Annotated in this window: 15 protein-coding genes; 11 read left to right on the top strand and 4 right to left on the bottom strand. The window is 65.3% G+C overall.

From position 1 onward, the window contains the following. The first annotated feature begins 31 nt into the window (after nt 1-31). From hypE to rpoS, 11 genes are all read left to right on the top strand, one after another. A complete protein-coding gene (gene hypE / locus CEW87_RS13545; protein WP_108973756.1) occupies nt 32-1,087 on the top strand; it encodes a hydrogenase expression/formation protein HypE in 1,056 nt (351 codons plus the stop codon). A 10-nt stretch (nt 1,088-1,097) separates the two neighbouring features. Next, complete coding sequence (locus CEW87_RS13550; protein ID WP_108973758.1) at nt 1,098-2,828, top strand: hydrogenase maturation protein; 1,731 nt, start codon at nt 1,098-1,100, stop codon at nt 2,826-2,828. Beyond that, nucleotides 2,825-4,270, top strand: coding sequence for a sigma-54-dependent transcriptional regulator (locus tag CEW87_RS13555; RefSeq protein WP_108973760.1), 1,446 nt, complete (start codon nt 2,825-2,827; stop codon nt 4,268-4,270). The genes CEW87_RS13550 and CEW87_RS13555 overlap by 4 nt, the downstream gene beginning before the upstream one ends. 21 nt (nt 4,271-4,291) lie before the next feature. After that, a complete protein-coding gene (locus CEW87_RS13560) occupies nt 4,292-5,287 on the top strand; it encodes a HupU protein (RefSeq protein WP_108973762.1) in 996 nt (331 codons plus the stop codon). Between the two features lie 106 nt (nt 5,288-5,393). Then, a complete protein-coding gene (locus CEW87_RS13565) occupies nt 5,394-6,854 on the top strand; it encodes a nickel-dependent hydrogenase large subunit (protein ID WP_108973763.1) in 1,461 nt (486 codons plus the stop codon). A 10-nt stretch (nt 6,855-6,864) separates the two neighbouring features. Further along, nucleotides 6,865-8,229: a sensor histidine kinase gene (locus tag CEW87_RS13570; RefSeq protein ID WP_234421534.1), complete on the top strand. Its 1,365-nt coding sequence runs from the start codon at nt 6,865-6,867 to the stop codon at nt 8,227-8,229. A gap of 183 nt (nt 8,230-8,412) precedes the next feature. Continuing rightward, on the top strand, nt 8,413-8,988 hold the full coding sequence (locus CEW87_RS13575; protein WP_108973767.1) for a HupE/UreJ family protein: 576 nt from the start codon (nt 8,413-8,415) through the stop codon (nt 8,986-8,988). Nucleotides 8,989-9,313: 325 nt separating this feature from the next. Continuing rightward, nucleotides 9,314-10,057 (top strand): 5'/3'-nucleotidase SurE, encoded by a 744-nt coding sequence (gene surE / locus CEW87_RS13580; protein WP_108977211.1) that lies wholly within the window; start codon nt 9,314-9,316, stop codon nt 10,055-10,057. Nucleotides 10,058-10,095: 38 nt separating this feature from the next. Continuing rightward, complete coding sequence (locus CEW87_RS13585; RefSeq protein ID WP_108973769.1) at nt 10,096-10,698, top strand: protein-L-isoaspartate(D-aspartate) O-methyltransferase; 603 nt, start codon at nt 10,096-10,098, stop codon at nt 10,696-10,698. Beyond that, nucleotides 10,695-11,603: a peptidoglycan DD-metalloendopeptidase family protein gene (locus tag CEW87_RS13590; protein WP_108973771.1), complete on the top strand. Its 909-nt coding sequence runs from the start codon at nt 10,695-10,697 to the stop codon at nt 11,601-11,603. Before CEW87_RS13585 ends, CEW87_RS13590 begins: the two co-directional genes overlap by 4 nt. 11 nt (nt 11,604-11,614) lie before the next feature. Continuing rightward, nucleotides 11,615-12,550 carry an RNA polymerase sigma factor RpoS gene (gene rpoS, locus CEW87_RS13595; protein WP_108973773.1) on the top strand — a complete coding sequence of 312 codons (936 nt, stop codon included), beginning with the start codon at nt 11,615-11,617 and terminating at the stop codon, nt 12,548-12,550. A gap of 78 nt (nt 12,551-12,628) precedes the next feature. Here the strand turns inward: rpoS and mltB are convergent, their stop codons facing one another. The 4 genes from mltB to CEW87_RS13615 are packed head-to-tail and all read right to left on the bottom strand — an operon-like array spanning nt 12,629 to nt 17,556. After that, nucleotides 12,629-13,675 (bottom strand): lytic murein transglycosylase B, encoded by a 1,047-nt coding sequence (gene mltB / locus CEW87_RS13600; RefSeq protein ID WP_108973775.1) that lies wholly within the window; start codon nt 13,673-13,675, stop codon nt 12,629-12,631. Further along, the gene (locus tag CEW87_RS13605; RefSeq protein WP_234421535.1) at nt 13,672-15,651 is read right to left on the bottom strand and encodes a transglutaminase TgpA family protein; all 1,980 of its coding nucleotides are present in this window, start codon (nt 15,649-15,651) and stop codon (nt 13,672-13,674) included. Before CEW87_RS13605 ends, mltB begins: the two co-directional genes overlap by 4 nt. Continuing rightward, nucleotides 15,644-16,639, bottom strand: a complete 996-nt coding sequence (locus CEW87_RS13610; protein WP_234421536.1) for a DUF58 domain-containing protein — start codon at nt 16,637-16,639, stop codon at nt 15,644-15,646. Before CEW87_RS13610 ends, CEW87_RS13605 begins: the two co-directional genes overlap by 8 nt. Then, complete coding sequence (locus CEW87_RS13615) at nt 16,639-17,556, bottom strand: AAA family ATPase (RefSeq protein ID WP_108977215.1); 918 nt, start codon at nt 17,554-17,556, stop codon at nt 16,639-16,641. Before CEW87_RS13615 ends, CEW87_RS13610 begins: the two co-directional genes overlap by 1 nt. Nucleotides 17,557-17,590 lie beyond the last annotated feature (34 nt).

Genomic DNA, 17,590 nt, shown 5'->3' on the forward strand with positions numbered 1-17,590 from the left:
GAGGCTGGAGTGCGACGCTGGAGGCCCCAACATGGGTGAGGTAAAGAAAGGCTATGTCCGCCCGCTCGACCTGAAACAGGGCCGGGTGGATATGGGACATGGTGCGGGTGGCAGAGCGATGGCGCAGTTGATCGACGAGGTGTTTGCGCGCGCCTTCGCCAACGAGTGGCTGGGGCAGGGCAATGATGCGGCGGTGCTGCCTGCACCCGCAGCGGGCGAGCGGCTGGTGATGGCCACCGATGCGCACGTGGTGTCACCGCTGTTTTTCCCCGGCGGCGATATCGGTTGCCTGTCGGTGCACGGCACGATCAACGATGTGGCCGTCATGGGCGCCCGCCCGCTCTACCTTGCGGCGAGCTTCATTCTGGAAGAAGGCTTTGCGCTGGCCGATCTGGTACGCATCGTCAATTCGATGGCCGCGGCCGCGCGCGAGGCCGGCGTGCCGGTGGTGACCGGAGACACCAAGGTGGTCGAAGCAGGCAAGGGCGACGGTGTGTTCATTTCCACCACCGCCGTCGGGGCCTTGCCGGCGGGGCGCGACATTGGCGGCGCGAATGCGCGCGCGGGCGATGCGGTGATCGTGTCCGGCAGCATCGGCGACCATGGCACGGCCATCCTGTCGCAGCGCGAATCGCTCGCCTTCGACACCGAAATCGTGTCCGACACGGCCGCGCTGTACGGCCTGATCGCCCACCTGCTCGAGCTTGTGCCCGGCGTCCGGGTTATGCGCGACCCCACCCGCGGCGGGCTGGCGACCACGCTCAACGAGATTGCGGTCCAGTCCGGGGTCGGGATCAGCCTCGAGGAGGCGGCGATACCGGTTCATCCGCAGGTGGAGGCCGCGTGCGAGTTCCTCGGCCTCGACCCGCTGTATGTGGCCAACGAGGGCAAGCTGGTGGTGATCTGTGCCGCGGCCGATGCGGACGCAGCCGTTTCCGCCCTGCGCGCGCATCCGCTTGGCACCGAGGCCGCGCGCATCGGCGAGGTGATCGACGATCCCAACCATTTCGTACAGATCCGCACCGGGTTTGGCGGGCGGCGCATGGTCGACTGGCTGTCGGGCGAGCAATTGCCCCGCATCTGCTGAGGCCGAACGGATGCGCATCCTGTTTCTGACCCACGCCTTCAACAGCCTGAGCCAGCGTCTCTTTGCCGAACTGAGTGCCGACGGGCATCGGGTGTCGGTGGAGTTCGACATTGCCAACGCGGTGGCCGAAGAGGCCGTGGCCTTGTTCCGGCCCGATGTGATCGTGTGTCCTTTTCTCAAGCGCGCGGTGCCGGCCTCGATCTGGCGCGAACACCTCACCCTGATCGTGCATCCGGGCATCGTCGGCGACCGTGGGCCGTCAGCGCTGGACTGGGCCATTCATGACGGGGTGCCCGAATGGGGTGTGACGGTGCTGCAGGCCGAAGCTGAAATGGACGCCGGCCCGGTGTGGGCGGCGCGGCGCTTTCCGATGCGGGCCGCGACCAAGGCCAGCCTTTACCGCAACGAGGTGACCGATGCCGCGCTCGCAGCCGTGCGCGAGGCGCTGGCGCGCGTCGCCGCGTGGCGTGCGAGACGGTGGCAACCCTGTCCCATCCACGACTGGACGGGCGCGAACGGAACCTGGCACCCACCCATGCAGCAGGCGGATCGCAGCATCGACTGGGCCGCTGACGGCACGGCCACGGTGCTTGCGCGGCTGCGTGCGGCTGACGGCTATCCGGGTGTGGCCGATACGCTTTTCGGAGAGGACTGCCGGCTCTTCGACGCACAGCCCGCTCAGGTGCAGCACGAGGCCGCGGCAGGCGAGGTCGTGGGGCGGCGGGCCGATGGCGCGGTGTTGCGCGCAACGGTCGATGGCGCAGTGTGGATCGGTCACGTCAGGTGCAGCAATGGCGAACACCGATTCAAGCTTCCGGTCGCGGACGCCTTTCCGCAACAGGTCGCGGTTTTGCCCTTGCTTGCCGACCCGGATGCCGATGCGATCGGCTACCGCGAGTCTGCCGACGGTTGCGTTGGCTTCCTGCGCTTCGACTTCTACAACGGTGCGATGAGTACCGCCCAGTGCGGGCAGTTGCGTGAAGCCATCGAACAGGCCAATGCACGGCCGACGCGGGTGCTGGTGCTCGAAGGCGGACGTGATTTCTGGTCCAACGGGATTCATCTCAACACCATCGAGGCGGCACGCTCGGTGGCCGACGAGTCGTGGACAAACATCAATGCCATGGACGACGTCTGTCTGGCACTGCTGCAGACGAGCGACAAACTGACCGTTGCGGCGATGCGCGGCAATGCCGGCGCGGGCGGCTGCTTTCTGGCGCTGGCTGCGGATTTCGTCTGGGCGCGCGAGGGCGTGGTCCTCAATCCTCACTACCGCAACATGGGCAACCTCTACGGCTCCGAGTACTGGACCTATCTGCTGCCGCGCAGGGTTGGCCCGGAAACTGCGCGCACGATCATGTCCAGCCGCTTGCCGCTGCTGGCCGGACGTGCCGTGGAGGCGGGGCTGATCGACGCCTGTTTCGGTCGCGATCTGCCCGGTTTCGAGCGTGAGGTGGCTGCACACGCGGATGCGCTTGCGCGCGCTGCGGACTACCCAGCCCGGCTGGCGGACAAGCAGAGCCGCCGTGCTGCTGACGAAGCCATCAAGCCGCTTGCCGCCTATCGCGACCACGAACTTGAACAGATGCGACGCAACTTCTTCGGCTTCGATCCGAGTTATCACGTGGCGCGCTACCACTTCGTGCACAAATCGGCGCAGTCGTGGACGCCGAGGCATCTGGCCCTGCACCGCGATCTGGGGTGGCGGGTGCCGGAAGGCGCAACGGAGGCGGGTGCATGACGAGCGAATTGCCAGGCGTGCTGGTGGTGGATGACGAACTGCGCTCGCAGGAAGCCCTGCATCGCACGCTGGAAGAGGATTTCAACGTCTTCACCGCCTCGTCTGCGGCCGAAGCGGCTGAGGTCATGGCGCGCGAGTGGATACAGATCGTGCTGTGCGATCAGCGCATGCCCGGGGTGTCCGGCGTGCAGTTTCTACGCGAGGTACGCGACAAGTGGCCGGACGCGGTGCGCATCATCATCTCGGGCTACACCGAGTCCGAGGACATCATCGCCGGCATCAACGAGGCTGGCATCTACCAGTACCTGCTCAAACCCTGGCAGCCGGAACAGCTGCTCCTTACCCTGCGTGGCGCAGCGGAGATCTACCGGCTGCAGACCGAGAACCAGCGCCTGTCGCTCGACCTGAAGGTGACGGGGCCGGTGATGCGTCAGCGGGTGGCGAGCAAGCGCCAGGTGATCGAACGCAAGTTTGCGCTGGACACCTTGCTGCGTGCGCCGGATTCGCCAATGAATGCGGTGTGCGATCTGCTGTGCAAGGTGGCGCGGCTCGATGTGCCGGTGCTGCTCACCGGCGAGTCGGGTACCGGCAAGGAGCTGCTCGCGCGCGCGCTGCATCTGGCCAGCCCGCGCCGTTCCGAGCCCTTCGTCACCGAGAACTGCGGTGCGGTGCCGGACCAGCTGCTCGAATCCGAACTGTTCGGCTACAAGCGTGGTGCGTTTACCGGCGCCTACGAGGATCGGGTCGGGCTGTTCAAGCAGGCCGATGGGGGCAGCATCTTTCTCGATGAGATCGGCGAAACCACGCCGGCTTTCCAGGTCAAGCTGTTGCGGGTGCTGCAGGAAGGGGAGGTGCGACCGATTGGCGCGCCCCGCCCGCTACCGGTCGATCTGCGCGTGGTGGCGGCAACCAACCGCGACCTCGAGGCCGACGTGCGCGGCGGTCGTTTCCGCGAGGACCTCTACTACCGTATCGCCGCGATCACCATTCAGGTGCCGCCGCTGCGCGAGCGGCCGATGGATATCGGCCTCATCGCCCAGACCTTCGTCGACGAAACCCTGTCCGCGGCGGGGCTGGCGCCACAGCGGCTTGGGCACGATGTGCTTTCCTGTCTGACTGCGTACCGCTGGCCTGGCAACGTGCGCGAACTGCGCAACGAGGTACTGCGCATGGTCGCACTGGCGGACGACGGCGACTTGCGTGCGGCCGATCTCAGCCCGCGCGTGCTGCGTGCTGCCGCGGTGGAGCAGGAGCCGGCACTCGAGCTGTTGTCGGGGCTCGACGGTGATCTCAAGACCCGGCTCGACGCGCTCGAGGCCCGCATCGTCAGGGAGAGCCTCGTGCGTCATCGCTGGAACAAGACCCATGCTGCGCGCGAGCTCGGCCTGTCGCGCGTGGGGCTGCGCAACAAGCTCACCCGCTACGGGCTCGACAAGGACTGATCCTGTGCTTCAATACCGCTCATGAACGTGCTCTGGCTTCAATCCGGCGGCTGTGGTGGCTGCACCATGTCCCTGTTGTGCGCCGAGTCGCCCGACGTGCTTGCGACGCTCGAGGGCGGTGGCGTGTCACTGTTGTGGCACCCGAGCCTGTCCGAGGCCAGCGGCCGCGAGGCGGTGGCCATCCTCGAATCCTGTATCGCCGGGACGACCCCGCTCGACGTCCTCTGCGTGGAGGGCGCGCTGCTGCGCGGACCGCATGGCAGTGGCCGTTTTCATGTGCTGGCGGGTACCGGGCAGGCGATGATCGACTGGGTCCGCGCCCTGGCGGCGCGCGCACGTCATACCGTGGCGGTGGGCACCTGCGCTGCGTTTGGCGGGGTGACCGCAGCCGCATACAACCCGACCGATGCCTGCGGCCTGCAGTACGATGGCAACGCGGCAGGCGGCCTGCTCGGTGCCGGCTATCGCAGCGCAAGCGGCTTGCCGGTGATCAATGTCGCGGGCTGCCCGACGCATCCGGGCTGGGTGCTGGAAACCCTGCTGGCGCTTGCGCTCGACGGCATCGCCGCGGCCGACCTTGATGCGCTCGGGCGTCCGCGCTTCTATGCAGACCAGCTGGTGCACCACGGCTGTTCGCGCAACGAGTTCTACGAGTTCAAGGCCAGCGCGGAGAAGGCGTCCGATCTCGGCTGCATGATGGAGCACATGGGCTGCAAGGGTACGCAGGCGCACGCCGACTGCAATGTGCGCCCATGGAACGGAGCAGGTTCATGTACCAGCGGGGGCTACCCCTGCATCAGCTGTACCGAACCCGGTTTCGAGGAGCCCGGCCATCCCTTCTTTGAAACGCCCAAGGTGGGCGGCATTCCCATCGGCTTGCCGACCGACATGCCAAAGGCCTGGTTTGTCGCACTCGCGGCGCTGTCCAAGTCGGCCACGCCGAAGCGGGTGCGAACCAATGCGACGGCAGATCACCCGGTGGTGACGCCGGTCATCCGCAAGACCGGGCTCAAGTAACAGGGTGTGAAATGACCTTGAAGGTGGCAAGTGTGATCGTCCGGATGATGGATTGCGGTGTCGCTCGACGCAGCGTGGCGGTGCGCCGGCCTGTGCAGGTACGCCCATGAGCCGTCGTGTGCTGGGCCCGTTCAACCGCGTCGAGGGCGACCTCGAGCTGAGCCTCGATACCGATGATGGCGTGGTTTCGGCGGCGCGAGTCAATTCGCCGCTGTATCGTGGTTTCGAGCAGATTCTCGAAGGCAAGGTGCCGGCTGATGCATTGGTCATCGTGCCGCGCATCTGCGGTATCTGCTCCGTATCCCAGTCGGTGGCGGCTGCGACGGCCCTCGCCGATGCGATGGGCGTGACGCCTCCGCCCAATGGCGCGCGTGCGACCAACCTGATGCTTGCTACCGAGAACCTCGCCGATCACCTGACCCATTTCTATCTGTTCTTCATGCCGGATTTCGCGCGCGACGCGTATGCCGGTGCGCCGTGGTTCGCGTCGGCCGAAGCGCGCTTCAAGGCGATCCGGGGGGCGGCCGCGGCCGACGTCCTGCCCGCACGGGCGCAGTTCATGCACCTGCTCGGCACGCTGGCCGGCAAGTGGCCGCACACGCTGAGCGTGCAGCCTGGCGGGTCGGCGCGCGCTGTCAGCGCGACCGAGCGCGTGAGGATGGTGTCCCTGATCCGGCATTTTCGCGCCTGGCTGGAGCGTCATCTGTTTGGCGATGCACTGGAGGCCATCAGCGGTATCGGCTCCGAGGCGGCCCTGTGGGAGTGGTTCGATGCGAAGGGGCCGGAGCGTGGGGATTTCGCCCGTTTCCTGGGGATTGCCCGCAACCTCCGGCTCGATCGCCTGGGGCGCTGTGAGGGGGGCGAACGCTACCTGAGCCATGGCAATTACGTGTTCGAAGGCGAGCGCCTCTTCGCCCGCGGAGTGTGGGATGGGGTGTCGGCCAGCCTGCTCGACTTCGCCCATGAAGATGTGACCGAGGACGTCTCCCATGCATGGATGGCGGGGGAGGGGGCCTGCCATCCGCTTTCCGGTTTCACCCAGCCCGATATCGCGCGCGAGTCCGGCTACAGCTGGTGCAAGGCGCCGCGCTGGCGGGGCGAGGTGGTGCAGTGCGGCGCCTTGTCGCGGCAGGTGGTGGATGCCCATCCGCTGGCGCGCGATCTCGTGGCTGCGGGCGGCGGAAACGTGTTCAGCCGGGTGGTCGGGCGCTTGCTCGAAATTGCGCGGGTGGTGCCCGAGATGGAGCGTTGGGCGCTTGCGATCGAGCCTGGCGAACGTTTCTGCACCGAAGCCGGCGTGCCCGATTCGGCGCAGGGCGTGGGCCTGATCGAAGCCGCGCGCGGTGCGCTCGGACACTGGGTCGTGATCCGCAAGGGGCGGATTCAGCGCTACCAGATCATCGCGCCCACGACCTGGAACTTTTCTCCGCGCGACGAGCGCGGTACGCCCGGCGCGCTCGAACAGGCTCTGGTGGGCACGCCCGCGTGCGAGTCGGATGAAATGCCGCTTGCGGTGCAGCATGTCGTGCGCTCCTTCGACCCCTGCATGGTATGCACGGTGCACTGAGGAGGACTGCGTGAAAAATACCCCTGAGTCTTCCCTCGACGTCGGCCATACCGGACATCCTGGCGAACTCGTCGGTGTGGGCGAGGACGTGTGGATGGATGTGATCCACAAGATGGATGAGGTCTATTCCGATCTGCTGCAGTACGAGGTCGCACTCGAGGAAAAGAACGCCAAGCTTGAGGAGTCGCAGCAGTTCATCCTCAGCGTGCTGACTGCGATGTCCGACATTCTGGTGATCTGTGGGCGCGACGGCACCATCGAGGATGTGAACCCGGCGCTCGAGGTGATTACCGGGCGCAAGGCCGCAGATTTGCGCGGCACCTCGGTTTTCGACCTGTTTGCCGATGGCGACGCGCGCGTGCTGGCGCGTGCCCGGCTCAATGTGACCGGAGGCGATCAGGAAGTGCACGATTGCGAACTCCCGTTGCGCGCGCACGACGGCGCGTCGGTGCCGGTCTCCTTCAACTGTACGCCGCGTTTCAATGCGGTGGGCAAGTCCCTAGGCATGGTCGTGACCGGGCGCCCGGTCGGCGAACTGCGCAAGGCCTATCAGGCGCTCACTCAGGCGCACGACGACCTGAAGCGTACCCAGCAGCAACTGCTGCATTCGGAAAAGATGGCTTCTCTTGGGCGCCTGGTGGCCGGCGTTGCGCATGAGTTGAACAACCCGATCAGCTTCATCATCGGCAATGTGCACGCGCTGCGCCGCTATGCCGAGCGTCTCGGGCAGTACCTTGCCGCCGTGCATGAGGGGGTGCCGGCCGAGGAGATCGAACAGCTGCGCAAACGCCTGCGTATCGACCGCATCCTGGTCGATCTCGATCCACTGATCGAGGGCACGATCGAGGGCGCCGAGCGTACGCGTGAGATCGTCGATGGATTGAAGCGCTTCTCTGCGGTCGATCGTGACGAGCAGCAACGCTTCGATCTTGCCGAGGTCATCGAGCGTGCGGTGCGCTGGGTGTGTCAGGCAGAGCGCAAGAGCTTCAAGGTTGCGACGGAGTTTTCAGGTCCGCTACCGGTGATCGGATCGGCAGGGCAGATGCAGCAGGTGGCGATGAACCTGGTTCAGAACGCAGCTGATGCCACCCGTCTGACCGAGTTGCCGACGCTGCGGATTTCCTCGGAGCAGGTTTCAACGGCTCAGGGGGCACGCATCCTCTTGCGCTTCGAAGACAACGGCCCCGGCATCACTCCTGTGCATCTGGCACACGTGTTCGATCCCTTCTTCACCACCAAGCCGGTGGGGCAGGGTACCGGGCTTGGCTTGTCCATCAGCTACGGCATTGTCGAGCGGCATGGCGGGTCGTTGCGGGCCGAAAACCTGTCTGCGGGCGGTGCGGCATTCACGCTCGAACTGCCGCTTGCGCGCTGACGCCTCCGCGACGCGCAGTGGAAAGTCTGTAACCGGCTTGGGCTGCGCACCGCCAGCAGCGCATCCGGTGTGGCGAAAAAGGGGCTCCGGATTGCCAGCAGGCAGTGGGGGCGCTTGCTGGCACGCATCTTGTATCAATCGATGACAGTTTGCTCGACAACGCCAAAAAATGAGGAGAATTCCATGCTTCGCTCTCGTGTTCTGATTGCTGCCGTACTCAGCCTTTGTGCCGGATCGGTGTTCGCACATCCGGGGCATGCGGATGCGGGATTCGCGTCGGGCCTGATGCACCCGGTGAGCGGCCTCGACCACCTGCTCGCAATGCTTGCCGTGGGGCTTTACGCCGCGGGTCAGCGCGGTGCGGCGCGCTGGGGGCTGCCCCTGGGCTTCGTGCTGGCGATGCTCGGTGGATCGCTGCTGGGGATGGCGGGCGTCGCCCTGCCGGCGGTCGAGGGCGTGGTCGCAGCGTCGGTGATCGTGCTTGGTCTGCTGCTGATCTCGCTGACAAACCTGTCGCTGGCCTTCACGCTTCCGCTGATCACGATTTTTGCAGTGTTCCACGGCCATGCCCATTACGCAGAGATGGGCGACGCGGGTTTCATGCGCTACGCGGGCGGATTCGTGTTGGCTACGGGTGCGCTGCACCTGGCCGGATTCCTGAGTGCGCGCTGGCTTCCCGAATCGCGCACGGGGCTGGCCCTGAAGCGGAGCATCGGCGTCGTCGTGAGCGGTGCCGGCGTGCTGATGCTCGGAAGCTGATGGGACGTGAAGGGCGCGCCAGACCGCCGAAGAAATGGTTCTTGCGGGGCTGGCGTGCGATAATCGCATCGCTTTTCATTTCGAGCAGTGGCCTTTCCGATCGGCGGCCTGATGATCCGTGTGGTGTGGCGAAGAGCGGCGTGTCCGACTCTCCTGCAGCAGGCAGTCTCAGGGTAGCGGGTTCCGGATCCGGAGCCCGGCTCAAACGAATTCAAACCGGCGCTGGCCGGTTTTTGTTCTGGCGCGTCCGGAAGGCATGCCTGCTGCTGTGCTAACATCGGCCGACCTTGTCGATCGACGGGGTCTCATTCCGAACGGATTCAAGATGCGTATTCTGGTCAGTAACGACGACGGCTATTTCGCGCCAGGGATTGCAGCGCTCGCAGCGGCGCTGGCAGAAATCGGCGAGGTAACCGTCGTTGCGCCCGAACGTGACCGCAGCGGCGCGAGCAACTCCTTGACGCTCGATCGCCCCCTGTCCCTGCGTCGTGCGGCCAATGGGTTCTACTTCGTCAACGGTACGCCAACCGACTGCGTGCATCTGGCGGTCACGGGCATGCTCGACCATATGCCCGACATGGTGGTATCCGGCGTCAATCATGGCGCCAACATGGGTGACGACACCATCTACTCGGGCACCGTGGCTGCTGCCACCGAAGGCTTCCTGCTGGGCGTGCCTTCGATCGCGGTGTCGCTGGTCAGCAAGGGCGCGTCGGATTTTTCGGCCGCGGCACGCGTCGCGCGTGACCTCGCCGAGCGCTTCATGCGCCAGCCCTGGCCGCGGCCCGCCTTGCTCAACGTCAATGTGCCCGATCTGCCCTATGAGCAGATCAAGGGGACGCAGGTGACCCGTCTGGGCAAGCGTCACAAGGCCGAGCCGGTCATCCGCAGCGTGACACCGCGCAACGAGACCGTATATTGGGTGGGGGCTGCCGGTGGCGCAGCGGACGCTGGTGACGGTACCGACTTCAATGCGGTGGCAAACGGCATGGTGTCGATCACGCCCTTGCAGATCGACCTGACGCACTCCGCACAGATTCATACTGTAAAGGACTGGCTGGCACAATGAACGCGCGGACGCCCGATGCAGTGCGAACCCGGGCCAGAATGGTCGATCGCCTGCGTGCGCAGGGAATCCGGGATGAGAAGGTCCTCTCTGCGATGGCCCAGATCCCCCGTCACCAGTTTGTCGAGGAAGGGCTGGCCTACGGCGCCTATGACGACTCCGCGCTGCCGATCGGTTTCCAGCAGACCATCTCCCAGCCCTTTGTCGTCGCGCGCATGATTGAGTTGTTGCGTGCGGGCCGGGAACTCGGTCGCACGCTGGAAATCGGAGCGGGTTGTGGTTACCAGGCTGCAGTGCTTTCCAAGATTGCGACAGATGTCTATGCGGTAGAGCGCATACGCCCGCTTCTTGATCGTGCGCGCAACAATCTGCGTCCGCTGCGCCTGCCGAATGTACGTTTGAAATATGCTGACGGCAGCGTAGGCTTGCCCGAGGCAGCACCGTTTGACACCATTATTGTCGCTGCCGCAGCTGTCGGTGTGCCCCAGGCGCTGAAAGATCAGCTTGCGCCCGGCGGGCGCCTGATGATTCCTGTGGGCAGCGGAGAACAACGCCTGTTGCTGATCGAGCGGCAGGGTAACGTATTCAAGGAAAGCTGGTACGAAGCAGTGCGCTTCGTGCCGCTATTGACTGGTACAGAATGAACAAAGAAATTTTTCGTCGTCGCCTGGCCCTGCTCGGGATGGTTTCGCTGCTCGCATTGACCGCGGGCTGCGCCAGCCGCGTTTCCGCTCCGGTTCGTGACGGGACGCAGCCGCCTGCTGCAGCCGCGCCGGTTGAGCGCGCGGGTTTTCACGTGGTGCGCCCCGGTGAGACGGTATTGGCCCTGTCCCGCATGTACAACGTCAGCGTTGCAGATATCGTGGGCTGGAATGGCCTGACGAACCCCAATCAGATCCACGTCGGGCAGGAGCTGCGGGTTGCGCCCGATACGCCCGCGGTGGCACAGGTGATTCCGATCACGTCCGAACCGGTCGTGATTTCGCCGGTTGTTCCGCAGACCAGCGGCGCAGCATCGATCAAGCAGGAGCCGCGTGGCGGCAAGCAGCCGTACTCGGACGAGGCCTGGGAAAAGATGCAGCGCCCCGGCGATGTCGCAGTAGCCGAGCCGAAGCCGCCGGTTGCGCCTGTCGCGCCTGAAACCCCACGGTTGCCGGGGCCTGATGGCGACTGGCTGTGGCCGGTAAAGGGCAAGGTCATCGTCGGTTTCGACGAACCGGTGGCGGGTGATGCCAAGTTGCGCAACAAGGGGATCGATATCGCAGGTACTCCGGGTACGCCCGTACTTGCCTCGGCCGGCGGCAAGGTGGTCTACTCCGGAAGCGGCTTGCGTGGTCTTGGAAAACTGGTCATCATCAAACACGATGCCAATTACCTGACAGCCTATGCACACAATCAGCAACTGCTAGTAAAGGAAGCTGAAACGGTCACAAAGGGTCAGAAGATTGCAGAGCTTGGCAGTACCGACGCAGATCGGCCGAAGTTGCATTTCGAGATTCGCAAGCAGGGGCAGCCGGTTGATCCGCTGAAATACCTGCCCGCACACTGACGAGGAGGCACATGGAAGAGCCGGCAAACCCTGACGATATCGATAGTCAAGAACCGGATCTTCCCCTTGAGGTGGAGGTTTTCTCCGACCGTCAGGCGCCGGTGGTCGAGAATGAGTTTCTCAGCGACGTCACCCAGATTTATCTCAACGAGATCGGTGCCAATCCGCTGCTGACGGCCGAAGAAGAAGCGGCCTTGTCGCGCCGTGTGAGGCTGGGTGATTTCGAGGCGCGCCAGACGATGATCGAGCGCAACCTTCGGCTCGTGGTCAACATCGCCAAACACTACCTGAATCGCGGCATTCCACTGCTGGATCTGGTCGAGGAAGGAAACCTCGGTCTGATCCACGCGCTGGAAAAGTTCGACCCGGAGCGCGGGTTTCGCTTCTCGACCTACGCGACATGGTGGATCCGGCAGAACATCGAGCGCGCGATCATGAACCAGTCGCGCACGATCCGGCTCCCGGTGCACGTCGTCAAGGAATTGAACCAGGTGCTGCGCGCTCAGCGCAACATCGAGGCGAATTCCAACGGGGAATCAACCCTGGAGGAAATCGCCCAGCGTCTCGACAAACCCATCGAGACCGTTCGCGCCATTCTTGCGCTGAGCGAACATACGGCCTCGCTCGATGCGCCGCTGGACATCGATCCCAGTCTGTCCATCGGCGAGTCGCTTGCGGACGACCACGCAGAATCCCCCGAAGTGCTGATTCACGGCGCGGAAATCGAAACGCTGCTGCGCACCTGGATCGACATGCTCAACGAGAAGCAGCGTCTGGTCATCCGTCACCGCTACGGCATCGACGAGTGCGAAATGCTGACACTCGAAGAACTCGCCGCCCGGCTAGAGCTTACGCGCGAGCGGGTACGCCAGATACAGCTCGAGGCGCTGGGCCAACTCCGGCGCACGCTCCGGCGCCGCGGTATCTCCAAGGACGCCCTTTTCTGAGCGTTTGCGCGCCAGCGCGCCCGCCGAAGCGGGTACCTTCCGCTCATGTTCGCTGCGGCACGCTCCTGCGGCCCGGAACTAGCCTGAGACCGCCAGGTTGAGGGCCAGTCTGCGCGCACGGATGGTCTGCGCGAGCTCGAAGACCGACATCGCATAGAAGCTGCTGCGGTTGTAGCGGGTGATGACGTAGAAGTTGCGGTAACCCAGCCAGTATTCGACATCGGCGCCCGGGGTTTCGAGGTCGACAAGCGTGATTGGCGCAGTGACCGCTTCGCCGTCGGCTGCCGTGATGCCCGCGTCGCGCAGCGTGTCGGCGCTCAGGGTCGGTTCGATTCCCGCAGCCACCAGCGGAGCAGGGCTTGCATCCAGACTCAGGCGGGCACGCACCGCCACCGGCGCCTGCGGCTGCCATCCGTGGGCGTGGAGATAGTTGGCCACGCTGCCAATGGCGTCGAGCGGGTTGTCCTCGAAATCGATCACACCGTTGGCGTCAAAGTCCACGGCGTAGGCACGCATGCTGCTGGGCAGGAACTGCGGGTAGCCGAGTGCGCCGGCATAGGAGCCCGAGTAGCTCGTCGGCTCGCGCCCCTGCTCCCGGGCGAGCAGGAAGAGCTGCTCGAGTTCGCGGCGAAACAGGTCGGCACGCGGCGGGTAGTCGAATGCGAGCGTGGTCAGTGCCGACAGGGTTTCGAAATTGCCGGTATGGCGGCCGTAAACGGTCTCCACCCCGATGATGGCGACGATGATCTCGGCCGGCACGCCATAGCGTTCTTCGGCAGCCTGCAGGATCGGGGCGTACTCATCCCAGAAGTCGAGTCCGCGCTCGATACGGATACGCTCGATGAACCGCGAACGGTAGCGTTCCCATGAGCGCACGCCACGTTTGGTGGGTGGGGTGATCAGCGAGATCACACGGGGGAGCTTCTGGGCCTGGCCGATTGTCCTGCTCAACTGCCCGGCATCGAAGCCATGGCGCGCGGACAGGTCGCTGATGAAAGCCTGCACATCCTCGCGTTCTGCATAGTTTTCGGTGTCTGCGCTGGCGCTGCCGAGTCCGAATGACAGGCTCAGTGCGAGGGTGCAGGCGAGGCGGGACAGGGGCAGGTGTGCAGTGATTCCAGTCATGTCAGTTTCAGTATCCGGATGCGTCGTTTCAGTTCGCGAACCGCCTCGGGGCTGGCAGGGGGGCGGTAGCGCAGGTTTGCATAGCGCGTCGTAATGTCGGTGATCTCGGCTGCGTGGTCCGGCAGGGCCTGCGCAAGGCGGCGACCGTAATCGAGCGGACCTTCGGCCGGGCGCCGGTTCAGTCCGCGGCGGGCAAGCCTGGCGGAAAACGCGGCCCAGGCCCGGTCAAGGGGGTCGGCCGCACGTGCCTGTCTGAGCGCCCATGCAAAAAGCAGCCCCATCAGACCGGCAGCCATGACGCCCAGAACACCGATCCAGGTCGACCAGCTGAGTTCGCCCAGACCCAATCGTGACAGAAATTCGCGCTGCCGTTCAGGATTGTAGCCAAGAACCCATTGGTTCCAGCTGTTCGACACGGCTTCCCAGCGGAAACGCAGATCACGCAACCACGAAAGATGTGGGCGCATGAACAGCGGGAGGACTTCGCCTGCCGGCAGCGCGCCAGCCATGCCGGACTCGATGCGTCCGGGGGCGGCAAGGGCGGTGGGGTCGACCCGCACCCACCCGCGCTGTGGCAGCCATACCTCGGCCCAGGCGTGCGCGTCCGACTGGCGCACGATCATGCTGCCGTCCACCGGATTGATCTCGCCGCCCTGATAGCCGGTGACGACGCGCGCCGGAACGCCAGCGGCGCGCATCATGAACACGAAGGCCGATGCGAAGTGCTCGCAGAAACCGCGACGGGTGTCGAACAGAAAGGCGTCCACGCCATTGGTACCGGTCAGTGGCGGGCGCAGGGTGTAGGTGAGGTCGATCTCGCGCATGCGAGCAAGCGTCCTCGCGAGGATGTCTTCGGGCGATGTCGATCCCGCGGCGAGTTGCTGCGCCAGCGCCTGGGTGCGCGGGTTGCTGTCGGGCGGCAGGCGCAGCGCGGTGTCGAGTACGTGGGCATGTTCATTGAGGCCGACGACGGTTTCCGGGTAGGAAGCCAGGTCGAGTCGTGTGCGGCTGCGCAGCGGTTGCCTGTACATGGCCTGGAAGGTGCTGCTGTAGCGCACGCCGTCCGGAGACCCGGCAGGAAAGTCGAGTGCCAGCAGCCAGCGCTGGTTGTGGGCCTCGAGCGTGATGCGGTAATCAAGCCGCGGCCCGGAGGGCTCATAGGGTGGGCGGTCGCCTTCGAGGTGGCGTGCGGCGCGCCAGGTGGTGCCATCGAAAACGCTCAGCACAGGACCGCGCCAGTAGCGCTGCGCAGGCTGGGGCGGGATACCCGCGAAATCGGCCCTGAAGGCGATCGCTTCGGACAGGCTGAGGTCGCTGATTGAGCCCGGAGCCATGGTGTTGGAGAGGCCGCTCATGCCGCTGTGGGCGTCGGCAGGAAGGCCCCATAAGGGTCCCTCGATACGCGGAAACAGCACGAAGAGCACCAGCATGAAGGGCAGCCCCTGCGCCAGTAGCAGCGCGCTGGTGCGCAGACGCTCGCGGGTGCCGGCCGCGGGGTCGGACAGGGACAGCAGGGCGCCGATCGACAGCAGGTTGGCACAGAGGGCGAGCCCCGCAACCGGCAAGCTCTGGTTGTCGAAGAACACGCCCAGTTGCAGGAAGAAGCACAGCAGGATGGCCGCCCGGATGTCGCGCATGCTGCTCGTTTCCAGCAGCTTCAGTCCGAGCAGCAGTGCCAGAAAGGCGAGGCCGGGATCCTTGCCGAAGAAGTGTCCGAAGGCCACACGCACACCGATGCCCGCGGCGACGGCAATCAAAAGGATGAGGTAAGTGTTTGGTGTGCGGCCGCCCTGCCACAGCAGGCTGGCGCGCCAGCCCAGCAGGAGCACACTCAGCGCCGACACCCAGAGCGGCAGGGTGAGGAGGTGGGGCGCGAGGGTCAGTGCCGCCGCGCCCAGCAGCCATGCACCCTGGTCCCGGCGCAGCGCGGCTTGGCCGCTCGAGTGTGGCGGTGTTACGGCCCTGCGCCTAAACATCGCTGCTCCCGGCATGTGGCTGGCCATGCAGCGCCAGCGCGCTCAGGCACTGATGAAGATGCGCGCGTCCGCAGCCGCGTGGAAAGTAGCGCGACGGCAGCTGCAAGGCGTAACGCTGTCCGCTGCGTTCGGCCATCAGCAGCCAGGCCGTCAGTCGTGACAGCCTCGCTTCGTCGTCGAGCGTGGGCGGCAGCGATGACCATTCCAGGGAGACGTCGCCGCCTTCGAGCGACGAGAATTGCTTGGTCATCAGCGCTCCCCCGCGGGCGAGCACCTTCCACGCCAGATGCTGAGGCGAGTCCGACGTCTGGTAATTGCGCAGTCCTGCAAAATCGTCATCGCCAGGCCGCAGGCTGCGCTGGCCGTGAGCCTCGCCTGCAGTTTGCCCAGGCAAGGGGGGCGGGTCGGCTTCGGGTGCCGGGTAGACGAGGCCGGTGCTATCCGGAATGAACACGCTCCAGGCGCGGATCAGTCCGAGCGGCCAGCGGGTTTCGAGTGTCGTGCGGCCCAGCGGAAATGTTCCGCGGGTCTTTGTCGGCAGCGCGAGGCTGACTTCTGTCACTGTCCCGGGCGGCAAATCGAAGGCGCTCGATCCGCCCTGCGCGCGCAAGGTCAGGGCGGGCCGCCGGGCCGGACGTCGATTGTCGATCAACAGGCGAAAGATGACCGTGTCGCCGCAGAAGGTTGGTTCGGTACGGCCGCTGCGGATGGAGAGCTGGAGCAGGTTGCGGAAGGCATGAACGATGCTGGCAACGGCGACGCCGCCCAACAGGAAGGTCAGCCCATAGCCCAGGCTGAGGTTGTAGTTAATCGAGGCGATCAGCATCACCAGCAGCGCGAGGGCGAAGGCGTATCCCGCCGCTGTCGGCAGAACGTAGATGCGGCGCTGGTAAAGAATGATCGGCGCGGCTTCCGGGCGCCCGAGGCGGAACAGCCAACGGTCGATCAGCCGCCGCGCGCCGCTGGATACGGCGTCGACGCGCATCATCAGCTCACCGGTACGGAATGCAGCAAGCGGTCGAGGGCGGCAGGTGCTGGCGGGCGGCCGTCGCCGGCAAGGTGGAGGCGATGCCCGGCAACATGGGGGAACATGCGCTGCACGTCTTCCGGAAGCACATGGTCGCGCCCTTCGATCAGCGCCCAGGCGCGAGCCGACGCCAGCAGACCGAGCCCTGCGCGCGGGCTCAGGCCACCAGCGAATTCGTTGCTCTGACGCGTGGCTGCGAGCAGGTTCTGCACGTAGTCGATCAGGCGGTCGGCCACTTGAAGGGCTTGAGCGGCATCTTGCAATTCGATCAGGTCGTCGGGTGTGATCACGGGCTGCTGGCGTTCAATCAGCTCGCGCCGTGCTTCGCCCATCAGCAATGCGCGCTCAGCTGCGCGGTCAGGGTAGCCGAGGCGGATGCGCATCAGGAAGCGGTCGAGCTGGCTCTCCGGCAGGGGAAAGGTGCCGATCTGGGTCGATGGGTTCTGCGTGGCAATGACGAAGAACGGGTCGGGCAGCGGCAGGGTGGCACCGTCGGCGGTGATCTGGCGCTCCTCCATGGCTTCGAGCAGGGCGCTCTGGGTCTTCGGCGTGGCGCGATTGATCTCGTCGGCGAGAATCAGCTGGGCAAACACCGGCCCCGCATTGAAGCGGAAGCTGCTGGTCTCGCGATCGAACACCGATACACCGACGATGTCTGCGGGCAGCAGGTCGCTGGTGAACTGGATGCGCTGGAAATGAAGACCGACCAGACGTGCGAGTACATGGGCGAGCGTGGTCTTGCCCACGCCCGGCATGTCCTCGATCAGAAGATGCCCGCGTGCGATGAGGCACGACAGCGCCAACTGCAGTTCATGCTCCTTGCCGAGGATGATCTGGCTGGCGGCTTCAAGGAGTCTGGTTGCATGACGTTGGGGCATGAGTTCGCACATTGTGAAATTGGCCGGGAAGCGG

Origin of the sequence: Parazoarcus communis (assembly GCF_003111665.1) — a bacterium.
In the GTDB taxonomy this organism is placed as follows: Bacteria; Pseudomonadota; Gammaproteobacteria; order Burkholderiales; family Rhodocyclaceae; genus Parazoarcus; species Parazoarcus communis_B.